At 53.6% G+C, this 20,427-nt stretch carries 14 protein-coding genes; 8 read left to right on the forward strand and 6 right to left on the reverse strand.

Annotation, left to right across the window (positions count from 1 at the left end):
- Positions 1-217 precede the first annotated feature (217 nt).
- From BLQ17_RS13860 to BLQ17_RS13895, 7 genes are all read left to right on the forward strand, one after another.
- A complete protein-coding gene (locus tag BLQ17_RS13860; protein WP_092223846.1) occupies positions 218-2,605 on the forward strand; it encodes a 3-hydroxyacyl-CoA dehydrogenase/enoyl-CoA hydratase family protein in 2,388 nt (795 codons plus the stop codon).
- A 45-nt stretch (positions 2,606-2,650) separates the two neighbouring features.
- On the forward strand, positions 2,651-3,823 hold the full coding sequence (locus BLQ17_RS13865) for a thiolase family protein (RefSeq protein WP_092223848.1): 1,173 nt from the start codon (positions 2,651-2,653) through the stop codon (positions 3,821-3,823).
- A gap of 26 nt (positions 3,824-3,849) precedes the next feature.
- Positions 3,850-5,634, forward strand: a complete 1,785-nt coding sequence (locus tag BLQ17_RS13870) for an acyl-CoA dehydrogenase family protein (RefSeq protein ID WP_092223850.1) — start codon at positions 3,850-3,852, stop codon at positions 5,632-5,634.
- A gap of 64 nt (positions 5,635-5,698) precedes the next feature.
- Positions 5,699-7,714, forward strand: coding sequence for an oxidoreductase (locus BLQ17_RS13875; RefSeq protein ID WP_092223852.1), 2,016 nt, complete (start codon positions 5,699-5,701; stop codon positions 7,712-7,714).
- Positions 7,715-7,800: 86 nt separating this feature from the next.
- Positions 7,801-9,051, forward strand: a complete 1,251-nt coding sequence (locus BLQ17_RS13880; RefSeq protein WP_092223854.1) for a thiolase family protein — start codon at positions 7,801-7,803, stop codon at positions 9,049-9,051.
- Positions 9,052-9,419: 368 nt separating this feature from the next.
- Entirely contained in the window at positions 9,420-10,763 is a 1,344-nt protein-coding gene (extKL, locus tag BLQ17_RS13885) for a multiheme c-type cytochrome (seleno)protein ExtKL (protein WP_350297507.1), read from the forward strand.
- A gap of 99 nt (positions 10,764-10,862) precedes the next feature.
- The gene (locus BLQ17_RS13895; RefSeq protein WP_092223858.1) at positions 10,863-11,309 is read left to right on the forward strand and encodes a hypothetical protein; all 447 of its coding nucleotides are present in this window, start codon (positions 10,863-10,865) and stop codon (positions 11,307-11,309) included.
- Positions 11,310-11,430: 121 nt separating this feature from the next.
- On the opposite strand, the gene BLQ17_RS13900 is transcribed toward BLQ17_RS13895, so the two are convergent.
- The 6 genes from BLQ17_RS13900 to BLQ17_RS13930 all read right to left on the reverse strand — a co-directional run bounded on the left by BLQ17_RS13900 (position 11,431) and on the right by BLQ17_RS13930 (position 18,955).
- Positions 11,431-12,249 carry a sugar phosphate isomerase/epimerase family protein gene (locus BLQ17_RS13900; protein ID WP_092223859.1) on the reverse strand — a complete coding sequence of 273 codons (819 nt, stop codon included), beginning with the start codon at positions 12,247-12,249 and terminating at the stop codon, positions 11,431-11,433.
- A gap of 253 nt (positions 12,250-12,502) precedes the next feature.
- Positions 12,503-13,774 carry a TRAP transporter large permease gene (locus BLQ17_RS13910; protein WP_092223863.1) on the reverse strand — a complete coding sequence of 424 codons (1,272 nt, stop codon included), beginning with the start codon at positions 13,772-13,774 and terminating at the stop codon, positions 12,503-12,505.
- 11 nt (positions 13,775-13,785) lie between these two features.
- The gene (locus BLQ17_RS13915; RefSeq protein ID WP_218121799.1) at positions 13,786-14,331 is read right to left on the reverse strand and encodes a TRAP transporter small permease; all 546 of its coding nucleotides are present in this window, start codon (positions 14,329-14,331) and stop codon (positions 13,786-13,788) included.
- A gap of 98 nt (positions 14,332-14,429) precedes the next feature.
- Entirely contained in the window at positions 14,430-15,437 is a 1,008-nt protein-coding gene (locus BLQ17_RS13920) for a DctP family TRAP transporter solute-binding subunit (RefSeq protein ID WP_092223866.1), read from the reverse strand.
- Positions 15,438-15,758: 321 nt separating this feature from the next.
- Positions 15,759-17,522 carry a thiamine pyrophosphate-binding protein gene (locus BLQ17_RS13925; RefSeq protein WP_092223868.1) on the reverse strand — a complete coding sequence of 588 codons (1,764 nt, stop codon included), beginning with the start codon at positions 17,520-17,522 and terminating at the stop codon, positions 15,759-15,761.
- Positions 17,523-17,551: 29 nt separating this feature from the next.
- Positions 17,552-18,955, reverse strand: coding sequence for an aldehyde dehydrogenase family protein (locus BLQ17_RS13930; RefSeq protein WP_092223870.1), 1,404 nt, complete (start codon positions 18,953-18,955; stop codon positions 17,552-17,554).
- Between the two features lie 532 nt (positions 18,956-19,487).
- On the opposite strand from BLQ17_RS13930, the gene aroD reads away from it, so the two are divergent.
- Positions 19,488-20,264 (forward strand): type I 3-dehydroquinate dehydratase, encoded by a 777-nt coding sequence (gene aroD, locus BLQ17_RS13935; RefSeq protein ID WP_092223872.1) that lies wholly within the window; start codon positions 19,488-19,490, stop codon positions 20,262-20,264.
- Positions 20,265-20,427 lie beyond the last annotated feature (163 nt).

The raw sequence follows: 20,427 nt of genomic DNA on the forward strand, positions 1-20,427 counted from the left end.
GCTTTGTGTTGACATGAACGTTAATGTGAGATATAAAATAGCAACTGTTCTGTATCGGTGATGGCCAGGGTTGCGGAGGGGCTACCGGGGCAAGAGGCCAGAACTGAAATTGAACGTAGAAACATCAGTGAAAAAAACCAAATGGTTGCGGTCAGCTTTTATGCTGCAGACGTAAACTGGGTGAATGGCAGACCAATTACAACAACGGAGAAAACAAATGAGGCAGATTAATCGAGTAGCCGTTCTTGGTGCCGGAGTAATGGGCGCTACCATAGCCGCTCATCTGGCCAATGCAGGGTTGGATGTTCTTTTGCTGGATATAGTACCAAAATCTCTGGAACCGCAAGAAGAGGCAAAGGGGTTGACCCTTGAGAGCCCGGTCGTCCGCAACCGTATAGCGCGAAACGGTCTGCAGGGACTTGCCAAAATGAAGCCCGCTCCTCTGTACTCCAGAGATTATGCGGGGCTCATGACGGTCGGTAACTTTGAAGACGATCTTGACAAACTGAACAGCTGCGATTGGATCATCGAGGTTGTCGTCGAGTATATGCCGATCAAACTGGATCTATTCAAGAAGATCGTCCCCCATCTCGCTCCCGGCGCCATCCTGAGCACCAACACCAGCGGCCTGTCGGTCAACGAGATGGCCGAGGTGCTGCCGCCTGAAGTGAAGAAAAATTTTCTTGTCACCCATTTTTTCAATCCACCCCGCTACATGCGCCTGATGGAGCTTGTTCCCTGCGCTGAAACCGATCCGGTGGTCATGGAGATGATGGCTGAGTTTATCGGCAAGCGGCTGGGAAAGGGAATCGTCTACGCAAAGGATACGACTAACTTCATTGCCAACCGGATAGGGGTATACTCCATTTACAAATCCATTCAGCATATGACTGAAATGGGCATGACCGTAGAAGAAGTCGACGCGGTTGCCGGTCCTGCCAGCGGACGTGCCAAAAGCGCGGCGTTCAGGACTTCCGACCTTGTGGGGCTCGATGTTTTGGCCCATGTGGGAACGAATAATTACGAACTGGTACCCGACGACGAGGAGCGCGAGGTGTTCAAGCTCCCGAGTTTTATCAAGAAGATGATCGAAAATGGCCAGCTCGGCAACAAAGCGGGCCAGGGATTTTATAAAAGAGGCAAGCTCGACGGCAAAAAGCAGATTTTCTATTTTGATTACACAAGCGGCGATTACAAACCTCTTGAAAAACCAAAATTCGCGTCGGTTGCGGCCGTCAAGCAGGTTGACGATCCGGCCAAAAAACTGAAAATGGTTGTGAGCGGCGCAGACAAGGGCGCGGAATTTGCCTGGAAGTCAACCCGCGACACTCTGATTTACGCCTTCAACAGAATTCCTGAAATCGCCGACGACGTGGTCAATGTGGACAACGCCATGCGGTGGGGATTCAACTGGGAGATAGGTCCCTTTGAAATGCTGGATGCCATCGGCGTCAAGGAATTTGTCGGCCGTGCCGAACAGGACGGCGTAGCGGTGCCGGCAATTCTCAAAGAGATCGACTCGTTCTACCGGTATGGGCAGGCGGGGCAAAAAGAATATTTCGATCTCCAGAAAAAGGATTATGTCCCCGTACCAGTCAAGGAAGGGCAGATTCAGCTGGAGATTCTCAAAAAGGCGAACGGGGTCGTCGACAAAAACGCAGACGCTTCTGTGGTTGACCTTGGCGACGGCGTTTTCTGCCTCGAGTTTCATTCGAAGATGAATTCGATTTCCGGCGGGATCCTGGCCATGACCCACAAGGCGGTCAAACGAGCCGAGACCGAGGGGGTCGGTCTGGTTGTTGCCAACCAGGGGAGCAATTTCTCCGTCGGTGCCAACCTTATGATGCTTGCGGTGGCGGTTGCCGAGGGTGCCTGGGATGATGTCGCCATGCAGATCAAGGCGTTCCAGAATGCTACCATGGCACTTAAGTACGCAAAGGTACCGGTGGTAGCCGCTCCGTTTGGCATGACCCTTGGCGGCGGTGCCGAATTCTGTCTGCATTCCGATGCGATAAACGCCCATGCCGAAACCTATATGGGTCTGGTGGAGGTTGGCGTCGGCCTGCTTCCCGGCGGCGGCGGAACCAAGGAGATGAGTATCAGGGCCATCGAGCTTGCCGCCAAGTTCAAAACCGATGTTCAGCCCTTTATTATCAAGAATTTTCAGCAGATCGCCATGGCCAAGGTCTCTATGGGGGCGTCCGAACTTTACGGTATGGACTATATGCGTCACGGCGATTCCATCACCATGGATATCGATACCTTGATCGGTGATGCCAAGCAGAAGGTGCTTGGTCTTGCGGTGAATTATCGGCCGAAAAGCCCTGCCGCAGCTCTACCGGCTCCGGGCCGGTCCATCGCCGGGGCGGTGAAGAGTCAACTGTGGAATATGAAGATGGGTAACTTTATTTCCGACTATGATGAGCTGGTGGCAGGCTATATCGTCGATGTGATGTGCGGCGGGGATGTGGCCTCGGGAACCCTCGTCACCGAAGAGTATCTCCTGCAGCTTGAGCGGGAATATTTTCTTAAACTCTGCGGCAACAGGAAAACCGGTGAGCGGATCCAGCATATGCTGAAAACCGGCAAGCCTTTAAGAAACTAGTATTGTCAGTTTATCATCAAAAAATAGTCATATTGGAGAATTAAGATGAAAAAAGCATATATACTGGGCAGTTACAGGACTCCTGGGTGCCGGGCCAATAAGGGAAAATTGAGAAATATCCGCCCGGACGATCTGGCGGCGGTTGCAATAACAGGTCTTCTTGAGAGAACCGGGATCGATCCGGCGACAATCAACGATGTCTACCTGGGGTGTTCTTTTCCTGAAGGCGACCAGGGAATGAATATCGGCAGGGTGGCGGCGATGAAGGCAAGGCTGCCGGATACCGTACCCGGACAAACCGTTAATCGCTTCTGCTCCTCCGGGCTGCAGTCCATTGCTCTTGCCGCCGAACGTGTCATGTGCGGGTTCGCCGACTGCATCGTGGCAGGAGGGGTGGAGTCGATGTCGTCGGTTCCCATGGGCGGCATGAAATACAGTGCCAACCCCGATCTTATGGTCGACTGGCCTGAGGCGTATGCATCCATGGGGATCACCGCTGAACTGGTGGCTGAGAAATACGGCATCGATCGACTGGCGATGGATACCTTTGCTGCGGCAAGTAACGCCAAGGCCGCCGCGGCCATTGAGGCGGGAACTTTTGGTGATGAGATTATCCCGGTTGAAGTGACCAACAACATGCTGGTGGACGGCAAGATGAAGTCTATCAAGGAGGTGGTCTCTGTGGACGACGGAGTACGCCCCGGCACAACAGTTGAATCGCTTGCCAAACTCCGTTCGGTGTTCAAGGCGGGTGGTCCGGTGACCGCCGGAAACTCGTCCCAGATGACCGACGGCGCCGCGGCAAGCCTGGTGGTCTCCGAAGAGTACCTGAAGAAGATAAGCAAGGACCCAGTGGCAAGGTTTCTTGCGTTCTCCGCTAACGGCTGTCCGCCGGAACTCATGGGCATCGGCCCGATCGCGGCAATTCCCGCCGCTCTAAAGCTGGCCGGACTCAAGCAGGATGATCTCGATCTCATTGAACTCAACGAGGCTTTTGCCGCGCAGGCCCTGGCGATAATCAATACCCTCGGCCTTGATCCGGATATCATCAATGTAAACGGAGGGGCAATCGCTCTTGGCCACCCGCTGGGATGTACCGGCGCCAAGCTGACCGCAACCCTGCTGCACGAAATGGGACGGAGAAATCTTAAGTACGGTATGGTTTCCATGTGTATCGGCGGAGGAATGGGAGCTGCCGGGATTTACGAAAAACTATAAAGATATTAACCGAAGAGGACACCATAATGGCAGACAAGGAGATAGTAAAAGGCGGCCACTACCTGATCGCTGAGACTTCGTGTGCGGATGTTTTCACTCCTGAGGATTTTACCGATGAACACCGGCAGATGGGCGACACCGTCGCCCAGTTCATCGAAAACGAGATAATTCCCAATACGGATGAAATAGAGAAGCAGCAGTTTGAGCATACCTATAGCGGGATGGAGAAATGCGGCGAGCTAGGCATGCTGATGATGGAGGCGACAGAGGAGGACGGCGGACTTGATCTCGATCTGGTCTCAGCCATGCTCACCAACGAGAAGGTGTCCCACGGAGGTTCTTTTGCCGCCACCTATACTGCCCATACCGGCATTGGTACGCTGCCGCTCATCTACTACGGCAACGCCGACCAGAAAGAGAGGTATCTGGGGAAACTGATGAGCGGCGAGTGGATCGGAGCCTACTGTTTGACCGAGCCGGGCTCCGGGAGCGACGCTCTTGGCGCCCAGGCGAGCGCCGTTCTTTCCGAAGACGGCAAACACTACATTCTCAACGGAACCAAGCAGTTCATCACCAATGGCGGAATAGCCGGACTGTATACTATTTTTGCCAAGATCGACCGGGAGCATTTCACCGGTTTTCTGGTGGAAAGAGATACCGAGGGGCTCATCGTCGGCCCCGAGGAGAAGAAGCTTGGCATTAAAGGTTCCTCCACTACCCAGATCATCCTCGATAACTGCAAGGTTCCGGTGGAGAACCTGTTGGGCGAGAAGGGCAAGGGGCATAAAATCGCCTTCAATGTGCTCAATATCGGACGCCTCAAGCTGGGAGCATCTACGCTGGGCGGCTCCAAAAAAGCTCTCAAAGAAGGAATAAAATATGCCAACGAGCGGAAGCAGTTCAACACCCCGATCAGCAGGTTTGGCGCTATCGGAGAGAAAATCGCCGATCTGACCGCCCATATCTTTGCCTCTGAATCGGTTGTGTACAGGGCCGCGGGAATAATAGACGACAGGCTTGCCCGTGTCGAGAAAACAAGCGCCAACTACTACGATGAATACCTGGTCGGTATCGAGGAGTACGCCGTCGAGTGCGCCATCCCCAAGGTGTTCTGCAGCGACGTGCTTGCCCGGGTGGTGGATGAGGTGGTGCAGATACATGGCGGTTACGGGTTCGTCCAGGATTATCCGGCGGAGCGGTTCTACCGCGACGAACGTATCAACCGTATCTTTGAAGGGACCAATGAGATCAACAGGCTCATTATCCCCGGCATGATTCTGCGTAAGGCGATGAAAGGGGAGATGCCCATTCAGGCCGAGGCGATGAAGGCGTTTGAAGCTCTCATGACCCCTGGCTTTGACGAGATCGACGATACCGTTCTTTTTGGCCGTGAAAAAGCGCTGGTGAAAAACCTGAAAACGCTCTTTCTCATCCTGGCCGGAGCCGGAGTCCGGAAATTCATGGATAAGCTGGCCAATGAGCAGGAGATACTCATTGCTTCTGCCAACCTGGCCATTCAGATCTATGCCCTGGAAAGCACCGTGCTGCGGGCGGAGAAAATCCATGCAGGACTCAGCGATCGGATGCAGGAGGTGTTGACATCGGCTGTCAAGATCTTTGCCTTCGATGCGGCTGAAGCTGCAGCCACTGCGGCGAAAAAAGGCGCCTTCTTTGTCGAGGAGGGTGACAACCTTGCCATGATCTTGTCGGGTGTCCGTCGTTTCACCAAATATGATGCCAGCGGGCTGCTCGGTGCGAAAAAGACTCTGGCCGCCGCAGCCTGCGAGGGCGAAAAGTATATTTTCAACTAAAGTTCACCAGGTAACCATACTCCGGTGCCGGAATCGGCACCGGAAAAAGAGATGAGGGGCGACAATGTCTGATCCGCTGTTTGAAGGTATCGCTATCGGTTCGGTCAATCTGAAAAATCGTATCTTCATGCCCGCCATGCATCTGAACATGGCAAAAGATTTTCAGGTGACCGACCAGCTGATTGCATTTTATCGCGAGCGCGCAAAAGGCGGTACCGCGCTGATCAGCGTAGGTTATGCAACAGTCGATGAATTGTCGGGTACGCCGCTTAATATCGGCGCCCATAACGATGAGTACCTGCCGGGGCTGACGGCCCTGGCTGAGGCTATTCATGAAGGCGGGGCAAAGGCGGCGGTGCAGCTTAACCACGCAGGCCGCTATAACCCTTCGTTCTTTCTTGGCGGCAGAAAACCGGTGGCCCCCTCGCCCATTGCGTCGAGGCTGACGCGGGAGACCCCCGAAGAGCTTGACGCAGACGCAATACGAAAAATTATCGGCCGTTTTGGCGACGCCGCCGAAAGGGTCAAGAAAGCGGGCTACGACCTGGTGGAAGTGCTCGCCGGAACCGGATACCTGATCAGTGAATTCCTCTCGCCGCTGACCAATCAGAGAGAGGACGGCTACGGCGGTTGTCTCGAGAATCGGATGCGGTTCGGCCTTGAGGTCCTCGCTGAAATCAGGAGCAGGGTGGGTGACAATTACCCCATAATGGTACGGCTGAACGGCAACGATTTCATGAAGGGCGGGATTGGGCCCGAAGAGCTGATGGCGTTTGCGGTCGCCTTGGAAAAGGCTGGGGCGGATGCACTCTGTATAAATGTCGGCTGGCATGAAGCCCTGGTGCCGCAGATAGTGACCAAGGTGCCAAGAGGTGTTTTCGCCTACCTGGCAAGGGACATAAAGGACAAGGTCGGAGTTCCGGTAATCGCCAGCCACAGGATCAACGATCCGGACACAGCCAGACAGCTCATTACTGAGAATTTCTGTGATATGGTTGCCGTCGGGCGCGCACTTATCGCCGACCCGCAGTTTCCCGAAAAAGCACGCACCGCCAGGGAACAAGAGATTATCCACTGTGTAGCCTGCGGACAGGGCTGTTTTGATAATATCTTCAAAATGAAGCCGGTGCAGTGCCTTTGTAATCCCCGGGCAGGCCATGAGCTTGAAAAGGTTGAAAAACCTGAGGCTGTGAAAAAGGTGATGGTGGTCGGTGGAGGTGTAGCCGGGATTTCCGCGGCAATATCCGCCGCCGAGGCCGGTCACGCCGTCACTCTTCATGAGCAGACGATGCGTCTGGGGGGACAGCTGCATCTGGCCGGTGCCAGCCCTGGAAGGGGCGAGTTCCTGGTCTTTGCCGAGGACCTCGCCGCCAGGCTGAACAGGTGCGATGTAACGGTGATGCTCGGACAAAAAGTCGATAAACAAATTATCAGTCAGCAACAGCCCGATGTCCTTATCCTGGCAACGGGCGGCAAGCCCATCGTTGCCCGGATTGCCGGTGCAGAACAAGACAAGGTGGTACAGGCCTGGGATGTTCTGGCGCAAAAAAAAGAGACCGGGGCCAGTGTCGTGGTGATCGGCGGCGGGGCGGTCGGGGTGGAGACTGCTCTGTATCTGGCCGAACAGGGTACGCTGTCGGGGGAAGAGCTGAAGTTTCTACTCGTCAGCGGTGCGGTATCACCGGAGAAACTGTATAAGCTCGCCACCGCAGGTTCCAAAGAAGTTACCATCGTCGAGATGGTCGACAGTCTCGGTGCCAACTTCGGAAAGTCGACCAGGTGGGGGATGCTGCAGGATGTCGACAGGTTTGGCATAAAGAGCGTTGTCGGGGCAAAGGTACTGGAGATAACAGAATCCGGAGTCCTGGTCGAACAGGGCGGTAAACAGGTTATGCTGGAGGCCGACACCGTCGTTGTGGCCGTTGGCACCGCTTCCGACAATCCTGTTGAAGAGATTGCCAAAGAACTTGGAATAGCCTGTTACGTGGTTGGGGATGCCAGACAGCCGGCCACCGTTCTGGAAGCCAACCACCAGGGGTACAGGGCCGGCATCGCAGTTGGTCAACCGGTGCGAAAGTAGTCAGGCAGAAGTGATCTGTGGCAGGGTCCTGTATGGGACCGGGGGGCGGATAAGCTGTAATCGTAACATTTACAGGAGAGAAGATTATGGAAGAAGTTGTCATTGTTTCCGGGTGCAGAACAGCGATAGGCGCTTTTGGCGGGACGCTGCTGCCGATGAACGGGGCCGATCTCGCGGCGGTTACCATGAAAGAAGCTGTAAAAAGAGCGGAAATCGATCCGGCAACGATCGACGACATTCGTTACGGGTGCTGTATGGAATCGTGCGATACGCTCAATGTTACCCGGGTTGGCGCGCTGCTTGCGGGAATTCCCGACACGGTTCCTGCAGCGACTGTCAACAGGGTTTGTATTTCCGGGATGGAAGCAATGATCTCCGGTGCGGCAATGATACAGGCGGGTATGGCTGATATAATTCTCGCCGGCGGGACGGAGCATATGTCTTCGGTACCCTATCAGGTTCCCGGAGCCAGGTGGGGATGCAGGCTCCAGGACAATACTTTTGTCGATGCCATGATGCATGCCCTGCACTGCGGCTCGAAGGTTATTCCACATCCCGAGGATGGTCCGGTGGACGAGACCCAGCCGCCGCTTTCCATGTTTGTCGGCAAGCCCTATATCATGGGACATACCACTGAGTTTATCGCCCAGCATCTGGGAATTACCAGAAAAGAGATGGATGAAGTGGCGCTCAGGAGCCACAATGCGGCGGAGCGTGCAACACAAGACGGTTCGTTCAAGGATGAGATCGTACCGGTGGCAGTACCACGGAGAAAAAAAGAACCGATAATCTTCGACAAGGATGAACACTTCAGGAAAGGGTTGACAATGGAGCAGCTCGAATCCTTGCCGCCGGCCTTTGTCCCCGAGATCGGCAAGGTGACCGCGGGAAATTCATCCGGCATAAACGACGGCGCAACGGGGATGGTGATCATGTCGGCGACAAGAGCCAAAGAGCTCGGGGTAAATCCTATTGCAAAAATCAGATCGACCGCCCGGGGAGCCTGCCATCCATCGATAATGGGGCTCTCACCCGTACCTGCGGTGAAGAATCTGCTGAAGAATTCGGGACTGCGGATTGAAGACTTTGATCTTTGCGAGGTCAATGAAGCTTTTGCCGGACAGTATCTCGGCTGTGAAAAAGAACTGGGGTTGGACCGGGATATCACCAATGTTAACGGTTCGGGTATTGGCCTTGGTCATCCGGTAGGCTCTACCGGAGCGCGGCTGGTGGTTTCACTGATGTATGCGATGAAGAAAAGAAACAAGTCGCTTGGTCTTGCAACTCTCTGCGGCGGAGGCGGCGTGTCGATGGCCTGCGCCATAGAGATGCTCTAGGAGATAAGTAGCCGGTGCGGTGTCGGGGCTGTGCTGCGGGTCACGGTTGTGTTGCCGCGCAAATTATTGTCCAGGTACCACGCTGCCGTATTGAATCTGCGTGGGCCGATACTATAAAATTAAGGATAATGAAATAATCGATTTTACTGCGAGATAGAGCCAACCCTGTCGGAAGACAGGGTCTACATGATACAGATCTCACCAGACGGCCGGGTTGCCTCTTTGCAAAGGGGGCAAACTCGGCTTTTTTATTGTAGCGGGTCGCGGTCGACTTGCTACGTGCAGATTCGAATGTACGGCAAATGCTGAAACGCAACACCTTGGTACAGCGTGTTGCAGACCCAGAACCTATACGCGCAGGAGGAATCATGAAGAGGGCTATAGTTGTTGTTTTTGCATGGGTTACGGCATGGATGTTTGTGCCGTTTACCGCCTTCGGGACCGGGGGACCCGAGCCGGACCCGCCCCCGAAGGCCAAGACCGTAGCTGAACTCGCACAGCGTTACGACTCTTCCAGGTGTGTCGAGTGTCACGAGGATATCCATGACCAGTGGTCTGAGTCGCTGCACTCCAGATCAATACTGGGGTCGCCGCGCACAGCCCCGACGATAATCACCGCCATTGAAAAAGGCTTGAAACGCTTTCCTTACTCCGGGGTGAAGGAAGATTCGGACATTACGGTGGAAAACCTTATGATGTGCATGAAGTGCCATCTGCCGCAACTGGATGAAGCTACCGACGACGTGGCCAGGGAGATCGTTGCGACTATTCGCGGCTGGATGAAGGCGCTCGGAAATGCAGATGACGAGAAGGCCGCCGAGCTGGAACGAAAAATCACCAGCCTCAACATCGGCTGCACGGTTTGTCATAACAAGATGGCGCTGATACATAAATACGCCGACGGCTACCCCCAGAGCGATACCGTATACGGGTCGCAGCAAGGCGACCATGAGGACGAAATGTACCCCAAGATGGCTGAGGCTCCGGCAATCGGGGAATCGATATTCTGTGGCCAGTGTCATGGCGAGGGGCCCAATTTCGAACTTGACCATCCTTCGCAGTGCGCCACCGCTTACGGTAGTTATCTCTTTGCATATGTAGCGCATGGGGGGGACGAGTCCTGCCAGGATTGTCATATGCGCAAATCTGAGCTTGGTCATAACATACAATCCTACAACGACGGGACCATGATCAGGATGGCTCTTGATGTCGATGTTAAGGGCAGGTCTTTGTTCTGGCGCAAGAACAAGGAGGAAGGTGTGTTGCCGATCGGGGTGATCAACGTCGAGCTCTACAACAAGGCGGGACATGTTATTCCCGACGGCTGACCGACTCCCAATCGGCTGGTCCTGGAAGTGACCGCTAAAACAAACGATGGCGAGCAGATCTATCACGACAACAAAATTTACATGCCGTTTCCCGGCCGATTAGGACGGGGAAAGGAGATGGGGCGGGGTCCTTACGAAAAAAGCGGCCTGCTGAGGGAGACAAGTATTCCGCCGCTGTCGCGGATACATGAAACCTTTGAAATGGTATATCCTTTTAAGGATGTTGCCACAGGAGACACAACTCGAAGAGAGTTGATTCATGATGAAATTCAGGTATCGGTGGTGCTGTGGTATCTGCCATTCGGAGAGTTCGACGGTAACGAAGTCGTTTTTTATGAAAAAGAGCAAGCCCTCGATCTGAAAACCGAATGGATCTGGAGGTGATGTTGCATTAAACCATTTTCCGGCGGCTGCCCCGCACGATTCATGCATTATCGTCTTGTGCGGGGCGCTGGATGGCCCCCGCCATAGAGGAGGCAAGAAATGAAAATGGTCACCTTGTTGTCTGCTCTACTCTTATGGGTTGCTGCGACCGCTTCGGCGCACTGTCCGCTGACAGAGATTTTTTTCGAGAACGGATGGATAATTCATAATGAAAATGATTTTGAGCAGATTCTGCAGGAAAAACTGGTCGAATTCAGAGAGCAAATCGGCAACGACCTCGTCTTCGATCATGCTGAATACTACAGGTCGGATTATTCCCATGATTGTTATCTCATAATGCGGGTGGTGATATGGGACAGGGTCTCTACACCAAAAGATGAGATGTGGGGAGACGTGGCCTTCACGCACGTTGCTCCTTGTGAGGGAGAATATGTCGAGGTCCGGTGGTATGATCCAGTCACCGGGGAAAAGCATATCGCGTACAACCCCAAATACGTTTGTTGCTGTACCACCAAAATTCCCCTGGCCTATAATACGATATTCTGAGCCGGTTTTTCTTTTATATACACGTGTTAATTCGTCATTTCATGACACGTATTTTCCCCGTTATTGCCGGTCCCGGGAGGTTGGGGAAAAGGCCTTAACCTAAAAACGGTGGCTGTGGTTTTTAACCGGCTCCCAGATGTTTTCGCGCTGACGCCAGACAGCGCCTGGCGTGTTCTTCGTAACCGTATTTTTTTACTCTTTGCAGGTTGGGCAGTTCTATTGAGCAGGTAATATCAGCGGGCAGACTTTTAAAGATTGCGGAAAAGTCTATACACCCTTCCCCGATATAGAGGCGATTGTCTCTTGCAATACGCGTCATCTCCTGCTTGTCCCGGGGAATTTCCGGGGACGTGTCGCAGACATGGATAAACTGGAACCAGTGGTGAGGCAGTGCGGTGATCTCCTCCGGGGTCACCCCGGAAAAATGCAGATACAGCGTATCGAGCAGTATCGCCGAGTTACAACGATTTGCCGCAGCAACGATGTCCGCGGCCTGCTGCAGGTTGGTGAGACGGGAAAATGACGGAAATTCCAGGTTAACAGTAAGACCAAGAGGTTTGGCCAGGTCACAGAGTCGGGCAAAATGTTCAACGATAACATCCCGGTCCCCGGTGGTGTTGGTCCAGGCGCTTGAGATAACATGGCGCGCCCCCAGCTCCGCGGCAACCTCCATTGCCGGGAGATAGTCCCGCGGATCTTTGTTAACAAGGATGCGCGCAAGCTCAATGTCCCAGACCTCAATCCCCGTTTGAGCCAGGGCGGTCCTGGTGTCGCTGATCATTTTTTTGTCTTCCGGGAGGTAAAGATTCTCTCCGGCGACACCCATGGGGATAAGCCTCAGGCTCACGTAATCGTACCCGGCTCGTGCCGCAAGGTAGGTCATCTCCGGCGGGGGACAGCCAATTACTGTGAGGTGGGCCAGGGAAAATTTCATGTTCATGTTATCCAATCGGTATACCGCTTTCCCGCAATATCTGGTTCTCAGTGCCGGAATGTTCCGGCACAGTCATAATTTTTACCCCGAAAAACCTGAAGTACTGGTGGGCGCAAAGCACCCCTTGAGTATGTTGTAGGTCTTGAGAATATCGTACAACCCCCTGGGGTGTTTTCGTATCATGGTTTCCGAGATATTTGGGGGTGTCCATCTTTGCTGACGGAAATCCGTCAGCAGTTGATCTTGTCGCTGTTCCGGATTAAAAGCCAAAGAGATGGGGGATACCGGTTACCGTTGCCGGAACAAAAGCGATTATAATAAGGGCCAGCACCTCAACCAGGAAAAGGGGGATAATCTGTCTTGTCAGCCTGCCCAGGCCGACGTTGGCGATCGAGTCGGCGACAAAGAGACAGAGTCCCATCGGCGGGGTAATCAGACCGATCATCAGGTTGAAAACCACCAGGATACCGAAATGCGTCGGGTCTATTCCCATGGTTACGGCGATGGGATGGAGAATGGGTACGAGCACCAGCATCGCCGCTATGCCTTCCAGAAAAAGACCGACAAACAGGAAGAGCAGCATTGCGGCAATGAGAAACATCCAGCGCGCGGTCATGAACTCCAGGGTAAAATCGGTAATCATGTTGGGAATACGGTTATAGGTGAGCAGCCAGTTTCCGGCGGCTACGGCGCCGATGACGATCATGATCACCGCACTGTCCCGCATTGAACGGCCGAAGATGGCGGGCAGGGCGGAAAATTTCAGTTCCCTGAAGATAAAAAGACCCACGATAAGCGCATAGGCCACTGCAAAGGATGCCGCTTCCGTAGGGGTGACAACGCCAAGCAATATGCTGCCAACGACGAATATCGGCATAAGCAGGGGGATGATGCCCTGCAGCAAAATGGTGCGCTTTAGGTCTTTGTCCTCTGTTTTTTCCGGCTGCTCAAAGTTGCCGGCAAAGATCATGACATAGATTGACAGCAGTGTTGCCAGCAGGATTCCCGGGCCGATTCCTCCAAGGAACAGGGCGGGTACCGATACCCCGGTTACGGTTAACGCATAGATAATTACCGGGATCGAAGGGGGGATGATAGGGCCTATGACTGAAGACGCCGCGGTTATTGCCGCCGCGAAGTCCCTGGGGTAGCCGCGTTTTTCCATTTCCGGTATGAAGACTCGGCCAATGGCCGAGGTGTCGGCGACGGCAGAGCCTGAGAGTCCAGCGAAAACAACCGAGGCCCAGATGTTGATCATGGCCAGGCCCGCACGGCATCTTCCAACCAGAACACTTGTAAAGGCGATGATCCTGCTGGTAATGCCCGATTCGTTCATCAGGTCTCCTGCGAGGATAAATAGAGGGATGGCAAGCAGCGGAAACGACCTCATCCCGCCGTACATCTGCGTGGCGACTATCCGGATATTGTAGGGAAAATCTCCTGTGGCCATGAAATACAACAGTGTTGCAACTATGGCAAAAGCTATCGGGACCCCTATGACCAGACATGTTGCTAAAACTATGTAAACCATAAATTACCTCGTTATCTGCAGGAAGGAGCACCATCGGTCAGGCGCTGCAAGAATTTCAGTATTGCGGCGATGGCCACCATTATGCCGCCGCCAATCATTGCCGCCTGGTAGGGATACAGCGTTCCGAAAACGAGAAAATGTTTGAGCCCGGTTATCGCGGTCAGCTGCTTTGCCAGGTTGATCATCCCGGAAGACTCCATCGCGCCTCGCTTTGCGGCAAAGAGGTAGCCTGAGTAAGCAAGAAGAGAACCTGTGATCACCATGACGAGATCAACGAGCATAAACAGATAACGGCTGGTCTTTTCGGAGAGAAAGCCCACCAGCATGGTAAACTTGATATGCCGGTCTTCGAGGTAGGCCCAGGCCGACCCGAACATGATTCCGTATATCGCAACGAAAATTGGCAGTTCCTCTCCCCACTCAAAAGATTTTCCGATGGTGTAGCGGCGAAGGGAGTTGAGAAACACGACGATGAACACCACGGCCATGCTCAATGATGCCCCTCCACCCATGAAAACGGTCACAAGCTTTGATATTTTCCTGACTATGCTCTGCATTGATTTGCCTCTTGTGGTTGTCGATGATCTACCGTGCTAAAAGGGGCTTTCATGAGCCGGAGACTGGCAGCCGGCTCACGGTCTTCATGGTTTACCGATTACTTCGTTGCCTTGGTCACGGCGTCGTCAAGCTTCTTGATCCATACCGCATCGTCACCGAGCTGTTCGGCAAGCCATTTGCGTACCGCCGGTTGTGCCAGCGCCTTAAACTGGTTGAGTTCCTCCGCGGTGGGCGAGTAGACGGCCATGCCTTCCGCCGCAACCTTGGTGACGCCTTCCGCAGTATTAAACTGCTGAATTGCCCGCCCCATAAGTCCTGCAGTGCGGGCCGCCTTTTTGATGACAGCCTGGTCTTTGGGTGAGAGCATGTCGAAAAATTCATTATTGACGACGATAAAGTCGGTGCCGTATACATGGCCGTCGAGAATGAGGTATTTCTGGAGCTTGTGGAAATTATTGTTATAGATGACGCCGACCGGGTTCTCCTGACCGTCGATAACGCCGGTTGACATGGCGTTGGGAACCTCGGACCAGGCAATGGGCGTAGGTTCTCCTCCAAGGCTTTTCACCAGCTCGAGGTAGAGGGTGATCGGCTGGACCCGGATTTTCAGTCCTTTCATGTCGGCGGGGCTTTTTATTTCACGTACGTTGTTGGTGAAATTCCGGAAACCGGTCTCCCCGTAGGCGAGGGTTTTCAGTCCCGATTTTTCCTCGCAGTGCTTGGCGAGTTCATCCCCGAACGGTCCGTCCAGAACGTCCCAGGCAATCGGTGCCGAAGAAAAGATGTATGGAATGTTGAGTATGTCCGCAGTTTTGCATATCTTGCCCATGGCACCGGAGATAATTGCAACCTGGGTGGTTCCTTCCTGGACCTGTTGTACCAGGTCGTTTTCATTGCCGAGTGCGCCTGCAGGAAAAAGCTCTACCTTGATATCACTTTCACCTTCTACAATGTTTTTGAAGATGATCCCCGCAGCACCTTTTTTGGAAGATTGCCAGTTGGCGGGGTCTACGTGGCCAAGCTTTATGGTCGGACCGGCGATGGCCGTGGTCGAAAACAGCGCGATAGTCCCTGCAAGGACCAGTTTCAGGGTTGAACGAAGCATTTTTTTCCTCCTCTGGATTGTGGGTTACATGCTGTAAGGTGTCTTGTGGTCAACAGTTGCTGGCAACACGTGTAATCGCTGGCGGCAACGGATCGTCTCTGTCTGTTATTCTATCATGTCTGCGTGAAATAGTAGTTGTTTTGCAAAATAGATGCTGTTTTCGAGGCAGCAGAATTATACTTGCACAAGGTAGTGGAATAGAACAGATTTGAGCTGATATTCCCTACCTCGCCGGACACCACACTAAAAATTGAAGCGGTTCTGGAAATGGGAGGCCTGTTATCCTCCCGTTCCCCTCCTGACAGAAACGTGGGCGCTGAATCAGTCGGTGCTCACGTGGGAAATTTTTTCCCCCGGTGAATAGATGTCGAGGATGTTCCAGTACCCGGTCGTGGGGACCGGATTGTTTATCATGCGAACATCGATTACCACCGGTTTGTTGAGCGCTATGGCTCTTTCAAGTGAGGGTTTGAAGTCCCCGGCAGATTCTACCGTGATTCCCTCCACGCCGTACGCTCTGGCAATGGCTGCATAGTCGGGCGAAGTGGACTCGCCGTCTTTTTCAAAAACTGTACCGAAGGTTGTCTGGTAGTGTGCTTTTTCAAGGCCGGCGATGGTACCGAAGGCGTTGTTGTTCATGATCAGCCAGATAACCGCCAGGTTTTCGTGGCGGGCAGTGGCCAGCAGGGCAGGATTCTGGCCGAATCCGCCATCGCCGATCAGGGCGACAACAATTCTGTCGGGGGCTGCTATTTTTGCGCCGATGGCGGCGGGACCGCCGAATCCCATGGTGGCGTAGCCCCCTGGGGTCAGGATGCTGCCCGGGACGAACACGGGAAATTGCTGGCCAACCCCGTTTTTATTCCAACCGACGTCGGTGGTAATAATGGCGTTTCTGGGCAGCACGGCACGGGTCTCCGCAAGGATCCGTTCCGGCATCATCGGGAAAGCGTCGCTTGTCTCCATGGCCACGTTTTTCTGCCGGAACCCCGCCTGCACATCGGCGATTTCCTGCTGCAGCCCAGGGCGTCGAACACCTTCGGGAACCTTGGCCCTGGCAACTTTTGTCAGGATACCAAGCGCCTGTTTGAGGTCTGCTACCGCGCCGATTTCAACCGGATAGTTGCGCCCTATTTCGCTTGGTTCGATATCGATCTGGATCAGTCTGGCGGTACCGGGGATATCGAAAGTATACTCGGGATACCAGGAGCTGCAGTCGGCCTCCTTGAAGCGGCTGCCCAGGCCGAGGATCAGGTCGGCGTTGCGGCAGGAGTCGTTGATATACCTGGTGCCCCAGAACCCGGTCATGCCGAGGATAAAGGGGTGATCGTCCGGCAGCGCGCCTTTGCCCATCAGAGAGTGGGCGACCGGGAGTTGCAGGTGGTCGACAAATTTTTGAAGTTCTGTTGCGGCTTTTGCCAGGAGGATGCCGCCGCCGACATAGAGGATCGGCCGTTCGGCCGCGAGAATAGCGTCGATGATCTCCTCTGCGGTCTGTTGGTCAAGCGACGGCTTTCGCAGACTTTTGGTGTTGCCGAGCTGTCTGTCGAAAAGATGCGGATCCACTTCTTTTGAGAAGATATCCATGGGGACATCTACAAGAACCGGTCCCGGTTGTCCGGACTCTGCCAGTTGAAACGCTTTTTCGATTATTTCCGGAAACAATTCGGGGCGCTCGACTCGCCAGGCCCTTTTGACAAAGGGTTTGTAGATTTCATACTGCGCCCCGTCGCTGTGCAGGTTCACTTCCTGGTGCGGGTGTTTTCCGTAATAGTGGCTGGGGATATCGCCCGCTATTACCACCATCGGGATGCAGTCCAGGGCGGCGTTGGCAACCCCCGTGGCCGCGTTGGTCATTCCGGGGCCGAGGTGGCTCAATACCACCGATGCTTTTCCTGTCACCCGGGCATAGCCGTCCGCCGCATGGGAGGCTATCTGTTCGTGGCGGACATTGATGAATTGGATTGAGCTTTTTTCAATAGCCGAGAGTACCGCAATGTTGGTATGTCCGCATAGACCGAAAATATGCTTGATGCCACGGCGTTCCAGATATCTGACCAGCTGGTGGGAAACGATGTTGTTCATGGTTCTCTCCATGGTTGCCGAACTAGGTATTACCAGGTTTCGGTGTTGTAGAATTCGCCGAACAGCTCTTCGTCGCTTGGTCGGTCCTCGGGAATCGGGCGGGAGACCCAGGTGTAGTTGAGATAATGTTTCAGAGAGATATTTTCATTGGTAATGTTCCCGGCCCATACGCCACAGCCCATGCTTGAGGTCATCGGCATACCGTTGGAGAAGCTTCCTGCATTGGCCTTCGACTGGGGTTGCCGTACCATCATTCTACTTACCGGTGCGGTTAATGCAAGCTGGTGAATGTGTTCGTCGTTGAACGAGTAGATCCCGCATGAGTGGCCTTTTCCCTGGGTATCGTAGATGTGACGGACCATCTCCAGCGCGTCTGCAAAGCCGCTGTATTTAAAAATGGCCAGCAGGGTTCCCAGTTTTTCGGTGGAAAACGGATACTCTCTGCCGATATTTTCTTCCTTGACGATGAGAAACTTTTTATCCCCGGGGAGGGGGAAGCCGGCTTTTTCCGCAATCTGTGCGGCCGGGCAGGCGATTGTGTCGATTGTCCGGTGACCGTCCTGCCAGTAGACTTTCTCTATCATCTCTTTTTCTTCATCGGACACCAGGTAGCCGCCTTCCTCCTGCAGCTGGGCCAGAAACGCGTCGTAGATGCTCTGTTCGACAATAAGGTTCCCGTCCGCTGAGCAGCCGGAGCCGAAATCGGACATCTTCGACAACATGGTGTTTCGGGCAGCCTCTTTGATATCCGCGGTTTCATCGATTACCATAGTCGAGTTTCCCTGACCCGCCGCATATGCAGGTTTTCCCGAACTGTGGGCGGATTTTGCCATGGCCGGTCCACCGGTTGCGATGGTGAGGTCGCAGATGGACATCAGCTCCTGGGCCAGTGGAATCGAAGGTCGTTCGGCGCATACATAGATATCTTCTGGAAGACCTATATTATTAAGCGCCCTGCGCATGACGTTGACGGTCTCAATGGTGGTCTGTCTGGCCCTGGGATGTGGCGAAAAAACGACACTGTTTCTGGCTTTGAGTGCATAGATGCCCATGCCGGGCGGAGTGAGTGCCGGGTTGGTCGTCGGCACCAGCGCGGCGACGACGCCGACAGGTTTGGCATATTTTACCAACCCTTTTTCCGGTATCTCCTCTACTATGCCGACACTTTTCTGGCGCAGCGCATCGCGGAGTACCCCTTTGATCTTAAACCGCTTGTTGGGACGGCCTGCCCGGTCTCCCAAACCGCTTTCCTCCACCCCCATCTGCGCCAACCGGGTGAAAGTCTTTTCGTTGGCCGTGGCCCAAGCCACTGCCTGAATTGCCCGGTCAACGGTAGCCTGGTCAAGATTTTCAATCTGCTTCTGCGCTTTTTGTGCGCGTTTGAGAAGTTCCTGGGCGTAAGCCTTTTCTTCTTCGGTTATCGGTCTGGCCATGGTTGTGTCTCCTGATTGAGTGGCTCCGGTTGCTGCATTGTTGATGCGGAAAAATTTCCTGGTCTGTCATCTATTCTTGTACGGTGGTGAAGCAGTACGTAGTTTGGTAAAAAATAGAACGATGTCCTGTACAGTAGAATATATTGGGTGGAATAAATTGTCAATGATTTTTGTGAAAAAATAGAACGATGTTCTATTTTTTCTGTATCCTCAAGGAGTCGGACCGATAGGAACGGTACGCGCTATGCGTTCTATCTCCAGCTATTGGCCGATATTGCGTTGTTGATCAGAGTTGTTTGGAAAATCAACCAGGTAGTTACCAAGCGGATGCCAGATAATGGAACAAGGATGGGGCGGGAAGGTGCGTCGTCAGGTCACTTGGGAAAAATGCCTGAAAAACCAGATTTACCGCAATTGTTGCCGGTTGCTGTATTGTTTAGCGTGTATCGCCAGCGAAAATAGCGTACTCTTGGAGAAAACAGATAGCACGGCAAGAGAAATGACCCCGTAAATAATATCACAAGGATGAAAAATGAGACAGCAGAGTAAAATTGCAGTTGAGGTGAGAGATGTTGTGATTGGAGGTGAAAAGCCTCTAGTCTGTTTGCCCCTTGTTGCCAAAAACAGTGATGATCTTCTCGGGGAGGCGGAGCTGTTAAAACCTCTGCATCCCGATCTGCTGGAGTGGCGCGTGGACGGATTTGCCGGGGTCGGCAATATTGACGCCTGCCTCGATGTCCAGGCAAGGTTGCGGAGGGTGATTGGCGATATTCCCCTGATCTATACCTGTCGCATCGATTGTGAAGGCGGCATGGCAAAGCTTGACCAGGACAAGCGAAGAGATCTTATCGAGGCCGCAATCTCTGCCGGAACCGTTGATCTGGTGGATATTGAACTCTGCAATGATCGCGACTTTATCGCTTCGGTCCGGTCGAAAGCCAGAGAATTCGGGGTAAAACTTATTCTTTCCTATCATAATTTCGACGAAACCCCGGGGGAGAATTTTATAGTCGAAAAACTCGAAGCCCAGTGCCGGTCCGGGGCCGATATCGCCAAGCTGGCGGTAATGCCCAAAAGCTACAGCGATGTTCTCACCCTGCTCAATGCCACCAATCGTGCACGCAACACAACGGTGGATGTCCCTATTATCACCATGTCCATGGGTTTCATGGGACAGATCACCCGTCTGGCCGGAGGGTTGTTCGGTTCCGATGTGACCTTTGCAATCGGCAAGGATGCTTCGGCACCCGGACAGATTGCGATCGAACGTCTGCGCGATGCTATGGATATTTTTTATAAACAGGTGTAGCACCCCGGATGCAATAGGCTCAGTCGGAAACAGACAGACCTTGTTGGTCTGTGCGGTAAGAAAATCTCAGGGCTGCGCGAGGCTGGCAACAGGCCGAGGTGGTTTGGCCGCACCGCGTTTGTCAGCTGTGGTGCGGCCGCGGCAACTTTTTCCCGTGGATTCT

Source organism: Desulforhopalus singaporensis (assembly GCF_900104445.1).
GTDB lineage: Bacteria > Desulfobacterota > Desulfobulbia > Desulfobulbales > Desulfocapsaceae > Desulforhopalus_A > Desulforhopalus_A singaporensis.

What these genes read in the sequence shown, in the direction of transcription:
- BLQ17_RS13920 (WP_092223866.1), bottom strand. Translation starts at nt 15,437, where the DNA reads ATGCTTCGTTCAACCCTGAAACTGGTCCTTGCAGGGACTATCGCGCTG.
- BLQ17_RS13860 (WP_092223846.1), top strand. Translation starts at nt 218, where the DNA reads ATGAGGCAGATTAATCGAGTAGCCGTTCTTGGTGCCGGAGTAATGGGC.
- BLQ17_RS13925 (WP_092223868.1), bottom strand. Translation starts at nt 17,522, where the DNA reads ATGAACAACATCGTTTCCCACCAGCTGGTCAGATATCTGGAACGCCGT.
- aroD (WP_092223872.1), top strand. Translation starts at nt 19,488, where the DNA reads ATGAGACAGCAGAGTAAAATTGCAGTTGAGGTGAGAGATGTTGTGATT.
- BLQ17_RS13895 (WP_092223858.1), top strand. Translation starts at nt 10,863, where the DNA reads ATGAAAATGGTCACCTTGTTGTCTGCTCTACTCTTATGGGTTGCTGCG.
- BLQ17_RS13910 (WP_092223863.1), bottom strand. Translation starts at nt 13,774, where the DNA reads ATGGTTTACATAGTTTTAGCAACATGTCTGGTCATAGGGGTCCCGATA.
- BLQ17_RS13900 (WP_092223859.1), bottom strand. Translation starts at nt 12,249, where the DNA reads ATGAACATGAAATTTTCCCTGGCCCACCTCACAGTAATTGGCTGTCCC.
- BLQ17_RS13880 (WP_092223854.1), top strand. Translation starts at nt 7,801, where the DNA reads ATGGAAGAAGTTGTCATTGTTTCCGGGTGCAGAACAGCGATAGGCGCT.
- BLQ17_RS13870 (WP_092223850.1), top strand. Translation starts at nt 3,850, where the DNA reads ATGGCAGACAAGGAGATAGTAAAAGGCGGCCACTACCTGATCGCTGAG.
- BLQ17_RS13875 (WP_092223852.1), top strand. Translation starts at nt 5,699, where the DNA reads ATGTCTGATCCGCTGTTTGAAGGTATCGCTATCGGTTCGGTCAATCTG.
- BLQ17_RS13930 (WP_092223870.1), bottom strand. Translation starts at nt 18,955, where the DNA reads ATGGCCAGACCGATAACCGAAGAAGAAAAGGCTTACGCCCAGGAACTT.
- BLQ17_RS13865 (WP_092223848.1), top strand. Translation starts at nt 2,651, where the DNA reads ATGAAAAAAGCATATATACTGGGCAGTTACAGGACTCCTGGGTGCCGG.
- BLQ17_RS13915 (WP_218121799.1), bottom strand. Translation starts at nt 14,331, where the DNA reads ATGCAGAGCATAGTCAGGAAAATATCAAAGCTTGTGACCGTTTTCATG.